Raw genomic sequence first — 16399 nt, forward strand, 5'->3', positions numbered from 1 at the left:
CGGGACATCCGGAGGCCGAACCCGAAGGAGTTTCACGTCGAGTGACCGGCCAGGGGGTGGTCCGGGCCGCAAAAAGTGGCCTCGACCTGCGAATCTGTCGATATGTCCGGTTTGCCCATCGTTGTTGAGGGATTCCCCTGTAAGCGTTGCTGTCAGCGGATCACTGTCGATACGCTCACCGTGTGTAACGGCTCCGGAAGCGAGTTTGGCCGAATGCGGAATAGCATGCGGATCGGTGCATGTGATTTCCCCGGAGCTGTCGAGAGGTGCCTAGACGGGTGGGAATGCGCATGACTGTGCTGGACGACCGGCCGGATCGCCGGATACGACCGGAAGACGATTTCCTGACCGATTCCGCGGAGCTGCTCGCCGTCGTCACCCCGGAGGATGCCCGGCCCGCGGCCGCGTCCCTGCTGGGTGAGGCCACCGGTGTCTACCGCCGGGTCCTCGCTGGCGACACCGCGGTCACGCCCGCCCAGCGCACCCGGGTCCGCATTGCCGGGCAGGCCTTCGCCGAGGCGGGCGCGACCGCCGACATGGCCGCCGACCTGCTCGGCAGGCTGGCCGCCCGGGTCGTCGACGCCGTCGCGCCGCACCGGCCGCACCAGGTGGCCTCGGTCGTCCAGGTCGCGCACCTGCTGGTCCGCGACCTGCTCGCCGGAGCTTCGCAGCGGCCCGGCGGCACGCCGTCGCGGGCCGCGCGGTGCGTCCTCGTCCACCGGCTCGTGCGCGGGGAGCGGCTCGCCCCGGAGGACGTCGCCGGGCTCGAAGAGGAGTACGTCGTGCTCGCGGCGCGGTTCCCGCAGCCGGTGCCGCACGAGAAGCTGGCGGCGCTGCTCGACGAACACCACGAAGACGGCATGCTCAGCGCCCCGGTCGGCGACGACGTGTTCGTGCTGGTGCCCCGCCGCCTCGAGCGGCGGATCACGCCGCTGCTCGGCGTCCTGGCCTGCCGGTTCGGTCAGCAGCCGTGGACAACGACCGTGCCCGCGCCCCGCGCCGGGCTCGCCGCGGCCTGCAAGGAGGCAGCCGACGTCCTCGGGCTCATCACGGCGACGGGACGGCCGGCCGGGCGCTACAGCCTCGACGACGTCCTGCTGGAGTACGCCGTGGTGCAGGACCCGGTGACGTCCAGCAGGCTGCTGGCGATGATCAGCCCGCTGGCGGGCAACGAGGTCCTGCACGGCACGCTCGCCACGCTGATCCGCACCGACTTCAACCGCACGGTCGCGGCCAGGGAGCTGTTCATCCACCGCTCCACTTTGGACTACCGGATCCGCCGCATCGAGGAGATCACCGGCCACAACCCGCTGACCAGCCGCGGCGCCCACATGCTCGCGGCCGCGATGGCCGTGCACGCGATCGCCGGTTCCTGACCGTCAGCCCGCCCGGCGGCGCGACACGATCCGCCAGCCGATGCCCAGTGCCAGCACCAGCACCGGGATCAGGCACACCGCGATCATGCTGCTGCCGCCGGAGAAGCCCATCAGGACCACGACCAGCCCGAGGAACCCGACGGTCGCCCAGGTGGTGTAGGGCGCTCCGGGCAGCCGGCACGACGGCCGCTCCAGCTCGCCGCGCAGGGCGCGGCGGCGCAGGCGTTCCTGGGCGATCATGATCATCGCCCAGGTGGTGACCACGCCGAGCGAGGAGATCTCCGTGGCGACGTCGAACGCGTCGTCGGGCACCACGATGTTGAGCACGACGCCGAACAGGCACACGCCGCAGGTCATGACGATCGCGCCGATCGGGATCCGGCGGCGGCTCATCCACCCGGCGAACTTCGGTGCCTCGCCGCGGTCGGCCAGCGCGCGCAGGATCCGGCCGGTGGAGTAGATCCCCGAGTTGGCCGACGACATCGCGGCGGTGAGCACGACGAGGTTCATCACGTCGCCGATCCAGGGCAGGCCGAGGCGGGAGAAGACGGTGACGAACGGGCTGACGCCCGCCTGGTAGTCCGACCACGGCATGAGCACGGCGAGCATCAGCACCGAGCCGACGTAGAAGACGGCGATGCGCCAGATGACGCTGTTGACCGCGCGCGGGATGGACTTGCGCGGCTCGGCGGCCTCGCCGGCGGCCACGCCGACCAGCTCGATGGCGGCGTAGGCGAACACCACGCTCTGCAGGGCCAGGAACGGCATCGCGAAGCCGTGCGGGAAGAACCCGCCGTGGTCGACCAGGTTCGCCACCGACGCGGGCGCCGAGCCGAGGTGCGCGCCGCCCAGCAGCAGGCCGGCGCCGACGACGAGGAAGACCACGATGGCCAGCACCTTGACGGTGGAGAACCAGAACTCCAGCTCGCCGAACAGCTTCACCGACACGAGGTTCACCGACAGCACCCCGGCCAGCGACAGCAGCGCGCCCGCCCAGACCGGCAGCCCGGGGAACCACCGCTGCAGGTAGTGCCCGATCGCGGTGGTCTCGGCAACGCAGACCATCGCCCAGTTGACCCAGTACATCCACCCCGTGACGAACCCGGCCCACGGCCCGATGAACTCGCGCGAGTAGGTGACGAAACTGCCGGCACTCGGCCGGTGCAGGACGAGCTCGGCCAGTGCCCGCATGACGAACATCGCCACGACCCCGCAGACCAGATAGGACAGCAGCAGCGCGGGCCCGGTGGCGGCGAGCTTGCCGCCCGCGCCGAGGAACAGGCCGACGCCGATCGCCCCGCCGATCCCGATCATCTGGATCTGCCGGTTCCCGAGGGTCTTGCGGTAGCCCTCGGAGTCGGTTTCCGGCGGGGTGGCGCCGGTCTTCACTGGAGATTTCATTTCCGTCCCTTGCACTGGGTTTCACGCACTTCCCGGAACGGGATTGTGAACTCGATCTCGGGGGAAACCGGTGCGGGAGACGGGATTTGCGCGATGTGCGGACCAGGAGTTCGCCGACCGACTGCGGCCGTGGCCGCGCTTGGCGCAGGTTTCTCCGCGGACGGCGAAACCGCGGGCTGAAAGGGACTTTCCTCGCAGCGGATGCGAGGAAAGTCCCTTTCGTGGCATCAGGTGAGACCAACGTCCCTTTCAGCCCGCCACCGGCGCGCCCACCGGGCGGAAGTCGCCGGTTTTCGCGGTGCACAGGTGGACCTGCGCCTGGCCGACGTCGAAGTACATTCCGGTCAGCTGCAGGGTTCCCGCCCGTTCCGCCTCGGCCACCAGCGGGTACTCCCGCAGGTGATCCAGCTGCTGCAGGACGTTCTGCAGGGCCAGCCGGTCGCCGTCGCGGTCCGGGCGCCGTCCGTCGAGCGTCACCGGGCCCGGACGGCGGGCGCTGGGCTCCGCGTGGGCCAGCCAGTCGGTCAGCGGGCCCGGCGGGGGCCCGGCGGCCAGCGCGGCCATCGCCCCGCACGACGAGTGCCCGCAGACCACGATCTCCGACACCCCGAGCACACCGACCGCGTACGCGACGGCGGCGTTCATCGACGGGTCGGCCTGTCCCGGCGGGACGAGGTTGCCGATGTTGCGGATGGTGAACAGGTCACCCGGCCCGCTGGTGGTGATCAGGTTCGGCACGATGCGCGAGTCGCCGCAGGTGATGAACAGCGTGCGCGGGCGCTGACCGTCGGCGAGGTCCGACAGCGTGCCGCGCAGCAGCGGTGCCGTGCGGCGCTGGAACTCCGCGGCGCCGCGCTGGGTCGGCTGGGCCGGGACGCCGCCCGCCTGCCAGTCGGACCAGGGCGCGAGCCAGCGGGGCACGAACCCGGTGCCCGCGCGGCGGCTGCGCGTCGGGCGGCCCTCCTTGCCGTTGGCGAACCACGGGTGGCCGATCTCGTCGACCTCGACCGTGCCGCCCGCCGATTCGTGCGCGTGCTGCCACGTCTGCAAGCTTTCGAAGGCCGCGTGGTCGAGGTAGTCGACGACCAGGTCGAGCCGCACGTCGGCGCCGGACGGGAGACCGGCGAGCACTTTGGACAGCCGGGGCACCGACAGGAACGTCAGGACGCCTTCGACGACGACGTGCCAGACCTCGCCGTCCCGCTCGACGTGGACACCGGACCACAGCGTGCGGCGCAGCATCAGCGCCAGCGAGAGCGCGATCCCGGCGAGGACGCCGGTGAGCAGGTCGAACACCACGACCCCGCCCAGGGTGAGCAGGTAGACCGGCAGGTCGCCGTGGGCCAGCACGGTCCGGATGTGCCCGGGGTTGACCAGCTTGACGCCGACGTGGACCAGCAGGCCGGCCAGCGCGGCGAGCGGGATGTCCTGGATCACCCCGGCGAGCGCGACGACGAACAGCAGCACCCAGACGCCGTGCAGCACCGCCGAAGCACGGGACTTGGCCCCGGCGGCGACGTTGGTGGAGCTGCGGACGATCACGCCGGTGACCGGCAGCCCGCCCAGCGCGCCGGACACCATGTTGGCCGCGCCTTGGCCGACCAGCTCGCGGTTCAGGTTGGCCCGCGCGCCGTTCTGCAGCCGGTCCACCGCGACCGCCGAGAGCAGGCTTTCCACCGACGCGATCACCGCGATGGTCAGCACCGCGACGACGAACGGGCCCCAGCCGCCGTGGGGCAGCTGCGGGGTGAAGCGCACGTCGAGCAGGTCCGCGGGCAGTTCCACCCGGGGCACCGTCAGTCCGAAGAGGACGGACACGACGGTGGCGACGGCGATGGCGGCCAGCGGGCCGGGAACCCGCCGCACGGCCTGCGGAAGCCGGGGCCACACCACCAGGATCGCGAGGACGAGCAGGCCGATCGCGGTGGCGGCGTCGTGGCGGCCGACGATCTGGCCGGGCAGCTCGGCGAGGTTCTCCAGCGCCGAGGACTGCGGTTTGCCGCCGAGGATGACGTGGACCTGCCCGAGCACGATCGTCACGCCGATGCCGGCGAGCATGCCGTGCACGATGGCGGGCGAGATCGCCAGCGCGGCGCGCGCGACCCGCGAGGCACCCAGCAGGATCTGCACCGCACCGGCGGCGACGGTGATGGCGCAGGTGACCGGCCAGCCGAAGGTGCCGATGGTCTCGGCCATCACGACGGTCAGCCCGGCGGCGGGCCCGGACACCTGCAGCACGGAACCCCCGAGCGCACCGGCGACGACACCCCCGGCCACGGCGGCGATCAGCCCGGCGACCACCGGGGCACCCGAAGCGAGCGCGATCCCGAGCGAAAGCGGGACGGCGACGAGGAAGACGACCAACGAGGCTGGCAGGTCGTGACGGAGCACGGCGAGTAGTCTCATGGTCACCATCCAAGCGAAGATCCGGGCGATTTGTCTTTGCCTGAGCGGATTTTCGCGAATTTCGGACGGAATCCCGCCGTGGTGCGGACCGTGGGCGCGGGCTCAGCCGTAGCGCGTCACGTCGGCGAAGAAGCCCGGGATCGGGGAGAGCGCGCCCTCGGCGGCGAGCCGGTCGTGGACGTGCCGTCCGACGGCCAGGTCGAGGATGCCGAGCCCGAACGGCGAGAACACCAGCGGGCGATCGGCGGGCGGGTGCACCTTGCCGGTCATGACGTCGAACAGCGTGCCGTGCACGAAATCCCGGTTCCCGGTGCGCTGTTCGGCCAGGTGCACGGAGGTGCCTGCCTTCAGGCAGTGCTCGACGTCGTCGACGATGTTGGTCGCGGCGAGCACGATCTCCGGCGCCAGGTCGCGCAGGGAAACGTGCAGCACCACGGGGTTGTGTGCGAACCACGACGGGTCCGTCACGTGCGGCGTGCCCGCCACCGTGGCGAACACGACGAGGTCCGACGACTTGATCAGCGACTCGGCACTGTCGTGACGGACGATCTCCGCCCGGCTGCCGGCGCGCGCGAGGTAACCCGAGAAGCCGTCGACGGACGCCGCCGAGAGGTCGTGCAGGGCGATTTCGGTGAAGTCCCAGCCGTTCGCCGTCAGGTAGGTGTGGATGTAGCGGGCGATCAGGCCGGTGCCGAAGAACCCGATCCGCGCCGGGCGCCCGCGTTCGCGGGTCAGCCAGTCCGCGGCCAGCGCGGCCGACGCGGCGGTGCGGGACGCGCTGATGACCGAAGCCTCCAGCATCGCGAACGGGTAGCCGGTGAGCTGGTCGTTGAGGATCAGCACGGCGGAGGCGCGCGGGATGCCCGCCTCGACGTTCTCCGGGAAACTGGCGATCCACTTCAGACCGTCCACACCGGACTCCCCGCCGAGCGACGCGGGCAGCGCGATGATGCGGGACGACGGCCGGTCCGGAAACCGCAGGAAGTACGACGGCGGGTTCACCGTGTCGCCGTCCCCGTGGATGCGGTAGGCCTGCTCGACCACGGCGGTGACGGCCCGCTCGTCCCCGTCCAGCACCCGGCGCACCTCGGTACCGGTGACGACGGAGAACGGCGGGATGGCACGCGTTCCTGGCAAGGTCGGTCCCTTTCTGATGGGTGGTCTGCCGCGGCTGGTCGTGAGTGGTAATGAGGGTTCTAACCCGAATTACCACTCACGAGCGCGGACCGGCGGCGGGGGCACGCGGGCCGGGGGGTCAGGCGGCGGAGCCGCGCAGCTCGGCCAGCCGGTGCATGGCCGACGCGGTGGCCAGCAGGCGCAGGCCCCGCACGGTGCACGGCGAGTGCCCGGTGAGCTGGCCGATGCGCTGGAGCCGGTAGTCGACCGTGCTGCGGTGGACGATCAGCCGCTCCGCGGCCTTGCCGCGGTTGCCGTCCTCGGCCAGCAGGACCTGCAGCGTCTCCCACAGCACCGGCTGGGCCAGCAGCGGCTGGATCACCTTGAGCAGCGCGTTGGACACCACCGGCTCGTGCGCCGCCGCGAACTCCAGCAGCACGTCGTCGAGGACGTGGACCGCAGGCGCGAACTCCAGCGACGTCGCCTCGGCGAGGATGTCGTCGGCCACCGACCGGCTCGCCGACAGGCTGCGGCTGCCCGGCCAGACCAGTGCCGCGCGCGCCGAGCCGCCGAGCGCGTCCAGCACCTTCTCGGTGCGCCGGACGGCGTCGTCCTTGTCCGGCGCGGGCAGCAGGACGTGCCCGCCGCCGTCGGCCAGCAGCGTCAGGGTGTCTTCGCCGGCGTGGGTGCGGAACGCCTCGTCCACGACGGCCGGGTCCAGCTCGGCCGTGGCCACCGCGATGACCGCGTAGGTCTCCTCCGGCGCCGGGACGGCCGCGCCGCTCAGCAGCAGCTCGGCCCGCTTGCGCCGGGTCGGCTCCTCGTGCTCGGGGGCCCCCGACCCGGCCTCGGCGAAGCCGCGGGTCAGCTCGACCAGGATCCGGGTGCCCAGCTCGCTGATCCGCTGGGCCGCCAGGCAGCGGGTGGCGGCGTCCCGCAGGTCCGGCCGGTTCAGCGCCTTGTCGACGAGGTCGGCGGTGAGTTTCTGCACCGCGTCCAGCAGCCGCTCGAGGCCGCGCCCGGACTCGGCCCACGCGTGGCCGACCCGGCGCGCCGCCGGCACGTCGAGCACGAAGCCGTCCGACAGCACGTCGGAGAACAGCGGGAGAACGTGCCGCACCACCGTCTTGCGCGGGGTCTGGACGTCCGCCCCGAAGCCCGCCGGCGTCGCGGGGTGGAACCGTCCCGCCGCCACGGGGGACGTCGTCTTGTCGGTACTCGTGGGAATCATCCGGCCTCACCCTTTTGTCGTCGCAGCCAGTAACACAACCGGTCCGGTCCGGTCATCCACCTGCCTGACCCGGTGACATCTTCACCAGATCGAGTGCCGAAGTAGCTCAGAGTTTCCTCAGATTCGGGTTTTCCCTCGTCAGTGCCCCGCCGTCGCACATTCCGCGGAAAGCGGTTCCGCGTTGTGCGGATGTCCCGGCCGGGACGGGCGTGGAAAACTCGGACGAGGCGCAGGAACGCTGGTCGTGCTCACCGGATTGGACGGGTTGCCGTGATCTGCCTGGGAACCATGAACTTCGGGACGACGCTCGACCGCGCCGCGGCGTTCGGCGTCCTCGACGCCTTCACCGGGCAGGGCGGCGAGCTCGTCGACACGGCGAACTGCTACGCCAGCTGGATCGGCACCGGCGACGAAAGCGAGCTGGTGATCGGGGCCTGGCACCGCGCCCGCGGCGCACGGGACCGGATCCGCCTGGCGACCAAGGTCGGCGCGCGCCCGGTACCCGGCGGCGGCCTGATGGACTGCGAGGGACTGGCGCCCGCCACGATCCGGTCCGCGGTCGAGGACAGCCTCCGCCGCCTGGACACCGACTACGTGGACGTCTGCTTCGCCCACCTCATGGACCCCGCCGTCCCGCTGGAGGACACCCTCGGCGCGTTCGAGGAGCTGGTCGCCGCGGGCAAGGTCCGCGAAATCGGGCTGAGCAACCAGGATCTGGACTCGCTGCGGCGGGCGGGCGGCCGGGTTTCGTGGCTCCAGCAGCGCTACAGCTACCTGCAGCCGATGCCGGGTGCGTCCTTCGCCCTGCAGAAGACGCTGACCCCGGAAATGGCCGCGTACGTGCGCGACACGCCCGGGCTGACCGTGCAGGGCTACTCGCCGCTGCTGTCCGGCGCCTACACCCGGCCCGACCGGGAGCTGTGGCCGCACTACCACCACCCGGGCACCGAGTCGCGGCTCGCCGCGCTGCGGAAGGTGGCCGGTGACGCCGGGGTGACCGAGAACCAGGTCGTGCTGGCCTGGATGCTCGCGTCCACGCCGCCGGTCCAGCCGGTGATCGGGGTGAGCACGCAAGCGCAGCTCGCCGACTGCCTCGCCGCGACCGAGCTGGTCCTCAGCGACGAGCACCTTCGCTGTCTCGAAGCCGCTTGACCGGGGACTGGGGCACGATGACGCGTTCGGGACACGGGGACGTGGTGCTGGGGGTCGACGTCGGTGCGGCGGTGATCACCGTCGCGGTCACCGGGGACGACCTGAGCCCGCGGGAAATCGTCGAATGGCCGCTGCCGCGGACGACGCCGCACGCGGTGGATCCGGTGCAGGACCCGTGGCTGGTGCTGGACACGGTGTCCTCGGCGATCCGCGAGGCGGCCGGGATCTGCGAGGTCTTCGGCAACGCCGTGCGCGGGCTTTCGCTCACCTCCGGCCTGCCGACGCTGCTGGCGCTGGACGCCGGGGGCCGCCCGCTCACCCCGGTGCTCAACGCCACCGACGGCCGGTCGGTCGGCACGACCCGCCGCATCGTCGCCGAACAGGGGTCCGAGCTGCACCGGCTGACCGGGGTGCCGCTGACGCCGGCGTCCCCGGTGGCCAAGCTGGCCTGGTTCGCCGGGCACGACCCGGACCTCTTCGGGAAGGCGGCGCGCTGGACCGGGCTGAAGGGCTTCCTGCTGTTCCAGCTCACCGGGCAGTTCGTGACCGACGTCTCGACGTCGTCGGCCGCGGGCTGGGTGGATTCGGCCACTTTGGACTGGGCACAGCCCGCGCTCGACGTCGCCGGCGTGCACCGCGAGCAGCTGCCGGCGCTGATGGACCCGACCTGTTCGCTGCGGCTGACGGCGGCGGGCGGCGAGCTGCTCGGCCTGCCGGCCGGCACCCCGGTGGTCATCGGCGCGTCCGGGGCGGCCACCGCCCAGTTCGGGGTGGGGGCGATGTCGCGGGGATGCGCGGCGCTGTCGATGGGGGCCGCGGCGGACCTGTGCGTGCTGGAGGACCGGCCGGTGGCGCCGAGCTCGGAACTGGTGTCCTGCCACGCGTTCGCCGACGGGCTGTGGATTTCGCGGGGCACGTTCAGCAACGGCGACGCGGTCGCCCGCTGGGCGGCGGAGTCGTTCGGCGGCGTTGACATCGATGTCCTGCTGGCCGAGGCGGAGCTGGTCCCGATCGGCGCGGAGGGCCTGATCGGCATCCCCCAGCCCGCGGCCGACGCGAGCGCATGGGGCAACCCGGACTTCCACGCGGCGCTGGTCGGCCTGCGCGTCGAGCACGGCAGGGCGGCGATGACCCGCGCGATGGCCGAGGGCGTGGCCCGCGAGCTGGCCACGGTCCGCGACGCGCTGGGAACGGAACCGATCACGCTGGTCCGCGCGAGCGGCTCGGCCCTGCGCTCGCCGTTGTGGGGTTCCCTGCTGGCGGCGGCGCTGGACGTGCCACTGGAGGTGGTCGGCACGGGCGAGGCCCCGGCACTGGGCGCGGCGCTGATGGCGTGGCGCGGTCTCGGGCTGCTGGGCTGCCTGTGCGAGCGCCCGGAGATCCGCCTGCCGGGCCGCCGGGTCCTGCCGGACCCCCTGGCGACGGCCCACTTCGCCGCAACGCGGCGGCTGGGGGAGCAGCTCACGCAGCTGCTGACCCAGCTCCGGTCGGCTTCGTGAGGCCGCGGTCCGGTTCGCCGGGAATCTCCGGGTCGGCTGAAAGGCGCTTTCGTCTCGTCCGGTGCAGTGAAAGGGACGTTCGTCGCGCCGGACGCCGGGAAAGCGCCGTTCAGCTCGCTTCCCGGCCGGCCGCGGAGGGGCTGGGGGTGTCCAGGACTTCCGGGGGCACCGGCATCGCGGGCAGGGCGACCCGGATCCAGCAGCCGCGGTCGGTGGGCATCACCTTGATCGTGCCGCCGTGGAGGTGGACCAGCTCGGCCACGATGCTCAGGCCGAGCCCGCTGCCCGCCGAGCGGTCCGGGTCCGCGCGGAAGAACCGTTCGAAGACGCGCTCGTGCAGCTCGGGCGGGATGCCGGGGCCGTCGTCGACGATGTCGAGGACGTGCTCGGTGCCCGTGGTGGCCAGCCACACCTCCGCCTTGGTGCCCGGCGGGGTGTGGGCGCGGATGTTGGCCAGCAGGTTGGTCACCGTCTGGCGGAGCCGGAACGCGTCGCCGACCACCAGGTACGGCCGGTGCGGGTCGATGTCGTGGCGCAGCTGCCATTCCGGGGCCGCCGCCTGCGCGTCGTGGACCGCGTCGATGCACAGCGGCCCGAGGTCCACCGGTTCCTCTTCGGACGGACGCCCGCGGTCCAGCTCGGCGAGCAGCAGCAGCTCGTCGATGAGCGCGGCCATCCGCTTCGTCTCGCCGCACACCCGGCGCATGGCCGCGTGGAACTCGTCCCGTTCGTCCAGCGCGCCGAGCTGCGCCAGCTGCGCGTAGCCGGAGATCGCCGCCAGCGGGGTGCGCAGCTCGTGCCCGGCCGAGGCGACGAACCGGCGCAGCCGGTCCTCGGCGCGCTCGCGCCGGGTGAACGAATCCTGCAGCCGGGACACCATGGTGTTGAACGACCGGGTGAGGCTGTAGGTCTCGTACGTCGAGTCGGCGACCTCGACCCGCTGGGACAGGTCGCCGTCCGCAATGGACTGTGCCGAGCCGACCACCGACTCCAGCGGCCGCAGCCAGCGTTTGCTCACCTGGAGCAGGAACAACGCCAGCACGGTCAGCACGAACACCACGATGAGGGACACCGCGACCACGATCCGGTGGGCGATCTGGTCGTAGTCCTCGGTGGACACCGCGCCCACGACGTAGTCGCCGTCCGGCAGCCGGGTGGCCGCGCCGAGGAAGGACGACCCCGGCAGCCGGACGACCGAGCGGTCCGCCGTCATGGCCTGCAGCAGCCCGGCAGGCGGGGGCGGCACCTTCGCCGGTTTCCCGCCCCAGAACTGTTTCAGCTCGCCGGACGGGCCGAGGACCATCGCCACCCATTCGCCCCGCGCGACCAGGGGCGGCGGCTGCCGGTAGGGCTCGGGGCTGGCCGCCAGCGCGTCGGTCAGCAGCCGCAGGTAGTTCGTGGTCTGGGAGGTCAGCCGCGAGTACATGAACGAATTGACGCCGATGATCGTGACCGCCAGCGCCGCGACCAGCCCGATCGAGGTCGCCGTCAGCACGGCCACGACGAGCTTGGTGCGCAGTGACCTCGGCGGCCGCTCGGAAGTCGTCACGGCAGGCCTTTCCATCCGGCGAGCGAATGAGCATCAGTGTAGGCGTTCACCCGATGGTGTGACATCATTCCGCATCGCGCGGACGGACTTCCGCGGCTCGCCGAAAGCGCCGGGCCGGTTCCTCGTTCCGCGAATCCGGCACCGTCGTTGTCCGGAGTTCCGTGGGAATAGGCATTCCGGTGGATGCCGTGTGCCGCGCCGCGGGGGTACTTTCTCGCTGTCGAGCAGGTGATATTGCTCGGCTGCTTCCCCGGAACAACCCCTTTTCGGCAGACCAAAGGTGAACCGAATGAACCAGATCGAGTCCTTCGCCAACTCCGGCGGGTCCCCCGAGCCGCTGGAGATGTCCCCACTGGGCGGCCCGGTGGTCCTCTGCACCCCTGCCTTCGCCGGCGCCTTCGTTGGCATCACGGTCAACTACGCGATCGACAAGGCGCTCGACTACTACGCCCGGCACCACGGTGGGAACTTCACCGTCGAGTGTGACGCCGAGGGCTTCGGCTGGGCCGGCCAGGTCTCGAGCGACGAACTGCTCGACGCGCTCGTCGCGCGGTTCTGACCGGTTCCGTTCCGGGAAGAGACCCCGTCAGGTAATGATGTTCGAGAAAATGGAGAGTGCAATGAACTCGGTCGAATCCTTCGCCAACACCGGCGCCGCCCTGCAGCCGCTGGAGATGGTGACCCAGGCCGCTCCGGTCTCCTGCTTCTGGGCCGCCTTCAACGGTGCCGGCGCGGCGTTCATCGCCAACTGGGCCGTCGAGAAGGCCGTCGACTACTACAAGGCCCACCACCAGGGCGGTCACCAGGACGGCGGCGAGGTTCCGTCGTTCGCGGGCGACGCGTCGGGCCTGTCGGGCGACGCGCTGCTGGCGCTGCGCGCGCTCTGAGCTTCGCCTGCCAGGAGACGGGCCCGGCCTGGCGCCGGGCCCGTCTTCGTTTCCGGCCTCGCGATCAGGCGGCGATCAGGCGGCGATGAGGTAGCCGAAGTTGCGCACCGTGCGGATCAGGTCGGAGCCGAGTTTCCGCCGCAGGTAGTAGACGTAGGTCTCGACCACGCCGAAGTCGCCGCGGAAGTCGTGGCCCCACACCGCGGACAGGATCTCCGCCTTGGACACCGCCTTGCCGGGGTTGGCCATCAGGTGGCACAGCAGGTCGAACTCGGTGGCCGACAGGCGGACCGGCACGCCGTCCTTCCACACTTCGCGGGACGCGCGGTCGAGTTCGAGCCGGCCGAGGTGCAGCCGGGTGCAGGCGGCCGGGTGCTGCGCGCCGCGGCGGCGCAGCACCTCCACGCGGGCGACGAGTTCCTTGATGTCGAACGGCTTGGCGACGTAGTCGTCACCGCCGAGGGTCAGCCCGTGCACCTTGTCGTCGGTGGACTGGCGGGCGCTGAGGAACATGACCGGCGCCGTGACGTCCGCCGCGCGCAGCCGCCGGTAGACCTCGAACCCGTCGAAGTCGGGCAGCATCACGTCGAGCAGCACGACGTCCGGGGCGGCGGCGGCCGCGGCGCGCAGCGCCTCCTGGCCGGTGCCCGCGGTGACGACGTCGTAGCCGAGGAACTGGAAGGTGGTGAACAGGATCGCGGCGATGCTCACCTCGTCGTCGGTGACGAGCAAACGTCCGCGCGGCGGTTCGGGAGTCACCGGATCATTAGACCAGCCCGGCACGGGACTCACTCCTTCGGCGATGTTCGCAGTGGCCGTTCGGAAATCGCGCGTTCATCCGGTGTTCATGATGGCTCCCGGAATGCGGGAAGCGCTTTCGGGAGTTGACATGAAAGTTCTTCGTAAACAACTGCTGAGCTGCTGACCGGATTCCGCAGAGCGCTTTGGCGGGAACTCTTTGCGCATTCCGCGCAGTCATCCCTCCACTGGGTGAGTGACCCGCCTCGGCCGGTTCGCCTGCGCCGCGACGGCGTGGGCGGTGAGTGCCGCGCTGAGGACGTTGATCCCGCGGACGCTGCCGGGGTGCAGGCCGGTCAGCTGCTCGATGCGCTGGATGCGGTAGTCGAGCGTGCTGCGGTGGATGATCAGCCGTTCCGCGGCCTGGCTGCGGTTGCCGTCGGTCGCGACCAGCACCTTGAGCGTCTCGAGGAGCGCGGGGTGCTGCAGCAGCGGCTCGATGATCCGGACCAGGTTGTCGCTCACCGTCGGTTCGCGGGCGACGGCGAACTCGACGAGCAGGTCGCCGAGCAGGTAGACGCCGGGCTCGTGGTCGGCCGCCAGCGCCAGGGACAGCACCTTGCTCGCTTCCTGGCGCCCCCACGCGATTTCCCCGCGTGGGCGCCAGGACGCCGACATCCACACGCGGCCGGGCAGGGCGGCGTGCACCTCCCGGGCCAGCTGCGCGGCCCGGGCCTCGTCGCCGGCAGGCAGCAGGGCGAAGCCGCCCGCCGGGGCGAGCGCGGTCAGTGCGCCGTCGCCTGCCACCTGCTCGAACGTGCCGATCATCGTGGCCGTGTCGAGCGGCTCGGCGCAGTGCACGGCGACCACGGCGTAGGCGGGGGCGAGGTCGTAGTCGTCGCCCGCGTCGGGGCGGACGCCCCGCAGCAGCTCCTGCGCGCGCTGGGACCGGCCCTTGGCGAGCGTGCCGCGCTGCTTGCGGGTGGTGGTGTGGTGCGCGCCGGCCAGCAGCTCGGCGACCAGCCTGCTGCCCACCGCCGACACCGCACGCGGCGAGACGGCCGGGTGCCCGGCGCCGCCGTTCAGCACGACCTGCAGCACCCGGGAGGTCAGCTCGCTGAGCACGCCCACGATCGGGGTGACGTCGTCGGTGGCCGCGGCGATCTCCGCGACGTTCGCGCGCAGCCGCGCGGCCGTCTCTTCGGTCCAGAGGTCGTCGCCGCGGGCGGCGGCCGCCATGAGCGGCACGACGGCCCGCAGCAGCCCGTGCAGGGCGGCGTCGAGCGGTTCCGGCACGTCACGCAGGATCGGCGCGATGTCCGCCCAGAGGCGGGCGGCGAGCTCGCTGGTGGCGGCGAGGCCCGGCGCGGGACGCAGCGTTGTGGTCATGGCATGACCCCCGGTTCTGACCTGTGAATTCGCGGATGGGAGCCCCGAATCTAGCGAGCCGCGATCCGCGGGGTAATCAGAGTCATCGGGAAAGGTTTCAGCGATTCGCGCAACAACCGCGTGTGCCGGAAAACCAGGGTGCGTTCGGGCAGCAAGTGTGCCCGGATTCACCCGAGTGGGCTCCTGTTCATTGAATCATTTTCGGCTTGGCCTGGTCCAGTCATCGGCGGACAGTTGTCCGTTCGTTGTCCGGTCCGCGCACCTTGACGTGTTCCTGGGGATGAACGAGCCCAACCCGGATGTTCCGGACACTTCGGCCGGTGCTCCGCGGTTCGCGGACGGCGTTCCGGCGAAGGGAGGACGGCGCCGGGCTCCGGTTGCGGCAAGCGGGTGTCCGCCAATTCACATCTTCGATTTCGTCGAAGAATGTTCCGGTGTCCGCGCAATGAACAGCCGATGTCGGACCGATAACGTGGTGGGGATTTCGAGCAGGCCGGTCCGTGCAGAAAGGCACCAGCGATGACCATCACGTCGATCCGCGCCGAGGCGGCCTTCGCGTCCGAAGGAACGTCCTGGGCGCGGACGGCCTTCCCGGCGGTGGCGGGACTGCCTGCCGAGCTGCGGGCGGAGGTCGCCGCGGCGATCGAGGAGCAGCCACGGGAGGCCCGTGCCGTCGTGCGGCGGCTGCTCGGCGTCACGGTCGCCGCGCTGACGTCGGGGGACCACCGGGCGTGGACGTCGGCGCGCGAGGTCGAGGAGACCGCCCGCGTCGGCAGCGCGCTGGCCGCGGCGGGGGCGCTGCTGGAGCCGCTGCTCGTGCTCATCGGCAGGCTCACCGCGTGGGCGGTCGAACGCACCGCGGGCGCCAGGCCGGGGTCTTCGGGCGTGCTCAAGGACGTCGTGCGCGTCGGGCACGCCGTGACGCGCAGCCTGGCCGGCGGCTTCCACCGGCACGCCCGGTCGCGCGCGGCGACACCGCTGGCCGGTGAGCAGCTCGCGGCGGCCCTGCTTGCGGGGCAGCACGCCCCGGGCGCGTCGGCCTCCTACCAGGTCCTCGCCGTGTGGGGTGGGTACGGCGGGCTCGACCGGCTGCCCACGCTGGGCGGCGTGGCCGTCGCGCGCGGGAACGTCGGGTTCGTCCTCGTCCCGGAGGCCGGGCCGGGCCGCGGCCCGGAACTGGCGGCGAAACTGCGGGCCGCGTTCCCTGGTGCCTGGGTGGCGCCGCACTGGGCGCGCACGGCCGAGGTGCCCGCCGCCGCGGCGACCGCCGGTGACGTCGTGGCGCTGGCCACCGGCTCGGGCGCGCCCGCGGGTGTGCACCGGCTGGAGGACTTCGCGGTCGAGTACGCGGTGCTGCGCCACCCTTCGATCGAGGCGGAGATGCGGCGGCTGATCGAGCCGGTGCTCGGCGGTCCCGGGCTCGCCGAGACGCTGCGCGCGTTCGTCCGCGCCGACGGCAACCGCACGCGCGCGGCCGCGGAGCTGATCGTGCACCGCAGCACCCTGGACTACCGCCTGAAGCGGATCGCCCAGCTGACCGGCTACGACCCGGTGAAGCCGGCGGGCATGCAGGTGCTCGCGATCGCGATGACGGCCGCGCAGGCGACGGCGGTCCGCGCCCAGTTCGCGGCCGTGGCGGGCACCCGGTGACCGGT

At 71.9% G+C, this 16399-nt stretch carries 13 protein-coding genes; 6 read left to right on the top strand and 7 right to left on the bottom strand.

Annotated elements, in window-relative coordinates; genetic code table 11:
- The first annotated feature begins 290 nt into the window (after positions 1-290).
- Positions 291-1376, top strand: a complete 1086-nt coding sequence (locus ABJI51_RS03090; protein WP_348947371.1) for a PucR family transcriptional regulator — start codon at positions 291-293, stop codon at positions 1374-1376.
- Positions 1377-1379: 3 nt separating this feature from the next.
- Here ABJI51_RS03090 and ABJI51_RS03095 read toward each other — a convergent pair whose 3' ends face one another.
- The 4 genes from ABJI51_RS03095 to ABJI51_RS03110 all read right to left on the bottom strand — a co-directional run bounded on the left by ABJI51_RS03095 (position 1380) and on the right by ABJI51_RS03110 (position 7530).
- The gene (locus ABJI51_RS03095; protein ID WP_348947372.1) at positions 1380-2777 is read right to left on the bottom strand and encodes an amino acid permease; all 1398 of its coding nucleotides are present in this window, start codon (positions 2775-2777) and stop codon (positions 1380-1382) included.
- Between the two features lie 249 nt (positions 2778-3026).
- On the bottom strand, positions 3027-5192 hold the full coding sequence (locus ABJI51_RS03100; protein ID WP_348947373.1) for a SulP family inorganic anion transporter: 2166 nt from the start codon (positions 5190-5192) through the stop codon (positions 3027-3029).
- A gap of 93 nt (positions 5193-5285) precedes the next feature.
- A complete protein-coding gene (gene sbnB / locus ABJI51_RS03105; RefSeq protein ID WP_348947374.1) occupies positions 5286-6320 on the bottom strand; it encodes a 2,3-diaminopropionate biosynthesis protein SbnB in 1035 nt (344 codons plus the stop codon).
- Between the two features lie 118 nt (positions 6321-6438).
- Positions 6439-7530 (bottom strand): PucR family transcriptional regulator, encoded by a 1092-nt coding sequence (locus ABJI51_RS03110; RefSeq protein ID WP_348947375.1) that lies wholly within the window; start codon positions 7528-7530, stop codon positions 6439-6441.
- Positions 7531-7719: 189 nt separating this feature from the next.
- Between ABJI51_RS03110 and ABJI51_RS03115 the strand changes: the two genes are divergently transcribed.
- Both ABJI51_RS03115 and ABJI51_RS03120 read left to right on the top strand, forming a co-directional pair.
- Positions 7720-8682, top strand: coding sequence for an aldo/keto reductase (locus ABJI51_RS03115; RefSeq protein ID WP_348947376.1), 963 nt, complete (start codon positions 7720-7722; stop codon positions 8680-8682).
- Positions 8683-8699: 17 nt separating this feature from the next.
- Positions 8700-10181, top strand: coding sequence for a gluconokinase (locus ABJI51_RS03120; protein ID WP_348947377.1), 1482 nt, complete (start codon positions 8700-8702; stop codon positions 10179-10181).
- A gap of 109 nt (positions 10182-10290) precedes the next feature.
- Here the strand turns inward: ABJI51_RS03120 and ABJI51_RS03125 are convergent, their stop codons facing one another.
- The gene (locus tag ABJI51_RS03125) at positions 10291-11730 is read right to left on the bottom strand and encodes a sensor histidine kinase (protein ID WP_348947378.1); all 1440 of its coding nucleotides are present in this window, start codon (positions 11728-11730) and stop codon (positions 10291-10293) included.
- Between the two features lie 289 nt (positions 11731-12019).
- On the opposite strand from ABJI51_RS03125, the gene ABJI51_RS03130 reads away from it, so the two are divergent.
- Positions 12020-12289 (top strand): hypothetical protein, encoded by a 270-nt coding sequence (locus ABJI51_RS03130; protein ID WP_348947379.1) that lies wholly within the window; start codon positions 12020-12022, stop codon positions 12287-12289.
- Positions 12290-12350: 61 nt separating this feature from the next.
- Complete coding sequence (locus ABJI51_RS03135; protein ID WP_348947380.1) at positions 12351-12617, top strand: hypothetical protein; 267 nt, start codon at positions 12351-12353, stop codon at positions 12615-12617.
- A 75-nt stretch (positions 12618-12692) separates the two neighbouring features.
- On the opposite strand, the gene ABJI51_RS03140 is transcribed toward ABJI51_RS03135, so the two are convergent.
- Both ABJI51_RS03140 and ABJI51_RS03145 read right to left on the bottom strand, forming a co-directional pair.
- Positions 12693-13376: a response regulator transcription factor gene (locus ABJI51_RS03140; protein WP_348947381.1), complete on the bottom strand. Its 684-nt coding sequence runs from the start codon at positions 13374-13376 to the stop codon at positions 12693-12695.
- Positions 13377-13592: 216 nt separating this feature from the next.
- Positions 13593-14744: a PucR family transcriptional regulator gene (locus ABJI51_RS03145; RefSeq protein WP_348947382.1), complete on the bottom strand. Its 1152-nt coding sequence runs from the start codon at positions 14742-14744 to the stop codon at positions 13593-13595.
- A 519-nt stretch (positions 14745-15263) separates the two neighbouring features.
- Here ABJI51_RS03145 and ABJI51_RS03150 point away from each other — a divergent pair.
- Positions 15264-16394 carry a helix-turn-helix domain-containing protein gene (locus ABJI51_RS03150; protein ID WP_348947383.1) on the top strand — a complete coding sequence of 377 codons (1131 nt, stop codon included), beginning with the start codon at positions 15264-15266 and terminating at the stop codon, positions 16392-16394.
- Positions 16395-16399 lie beyond the last annotated feature (5 nt).

The organism is Amycolatopsis melonis (assembly GCF_040064235.1).
In the GTDB taxonomy this organism is placed as follows: Bacteria; Actinomycetota; Actinomycetes; order Mycobacteriales; family Pseudonocardiaceae; genus Amycolatopsis; species Amycolatopsis melonis.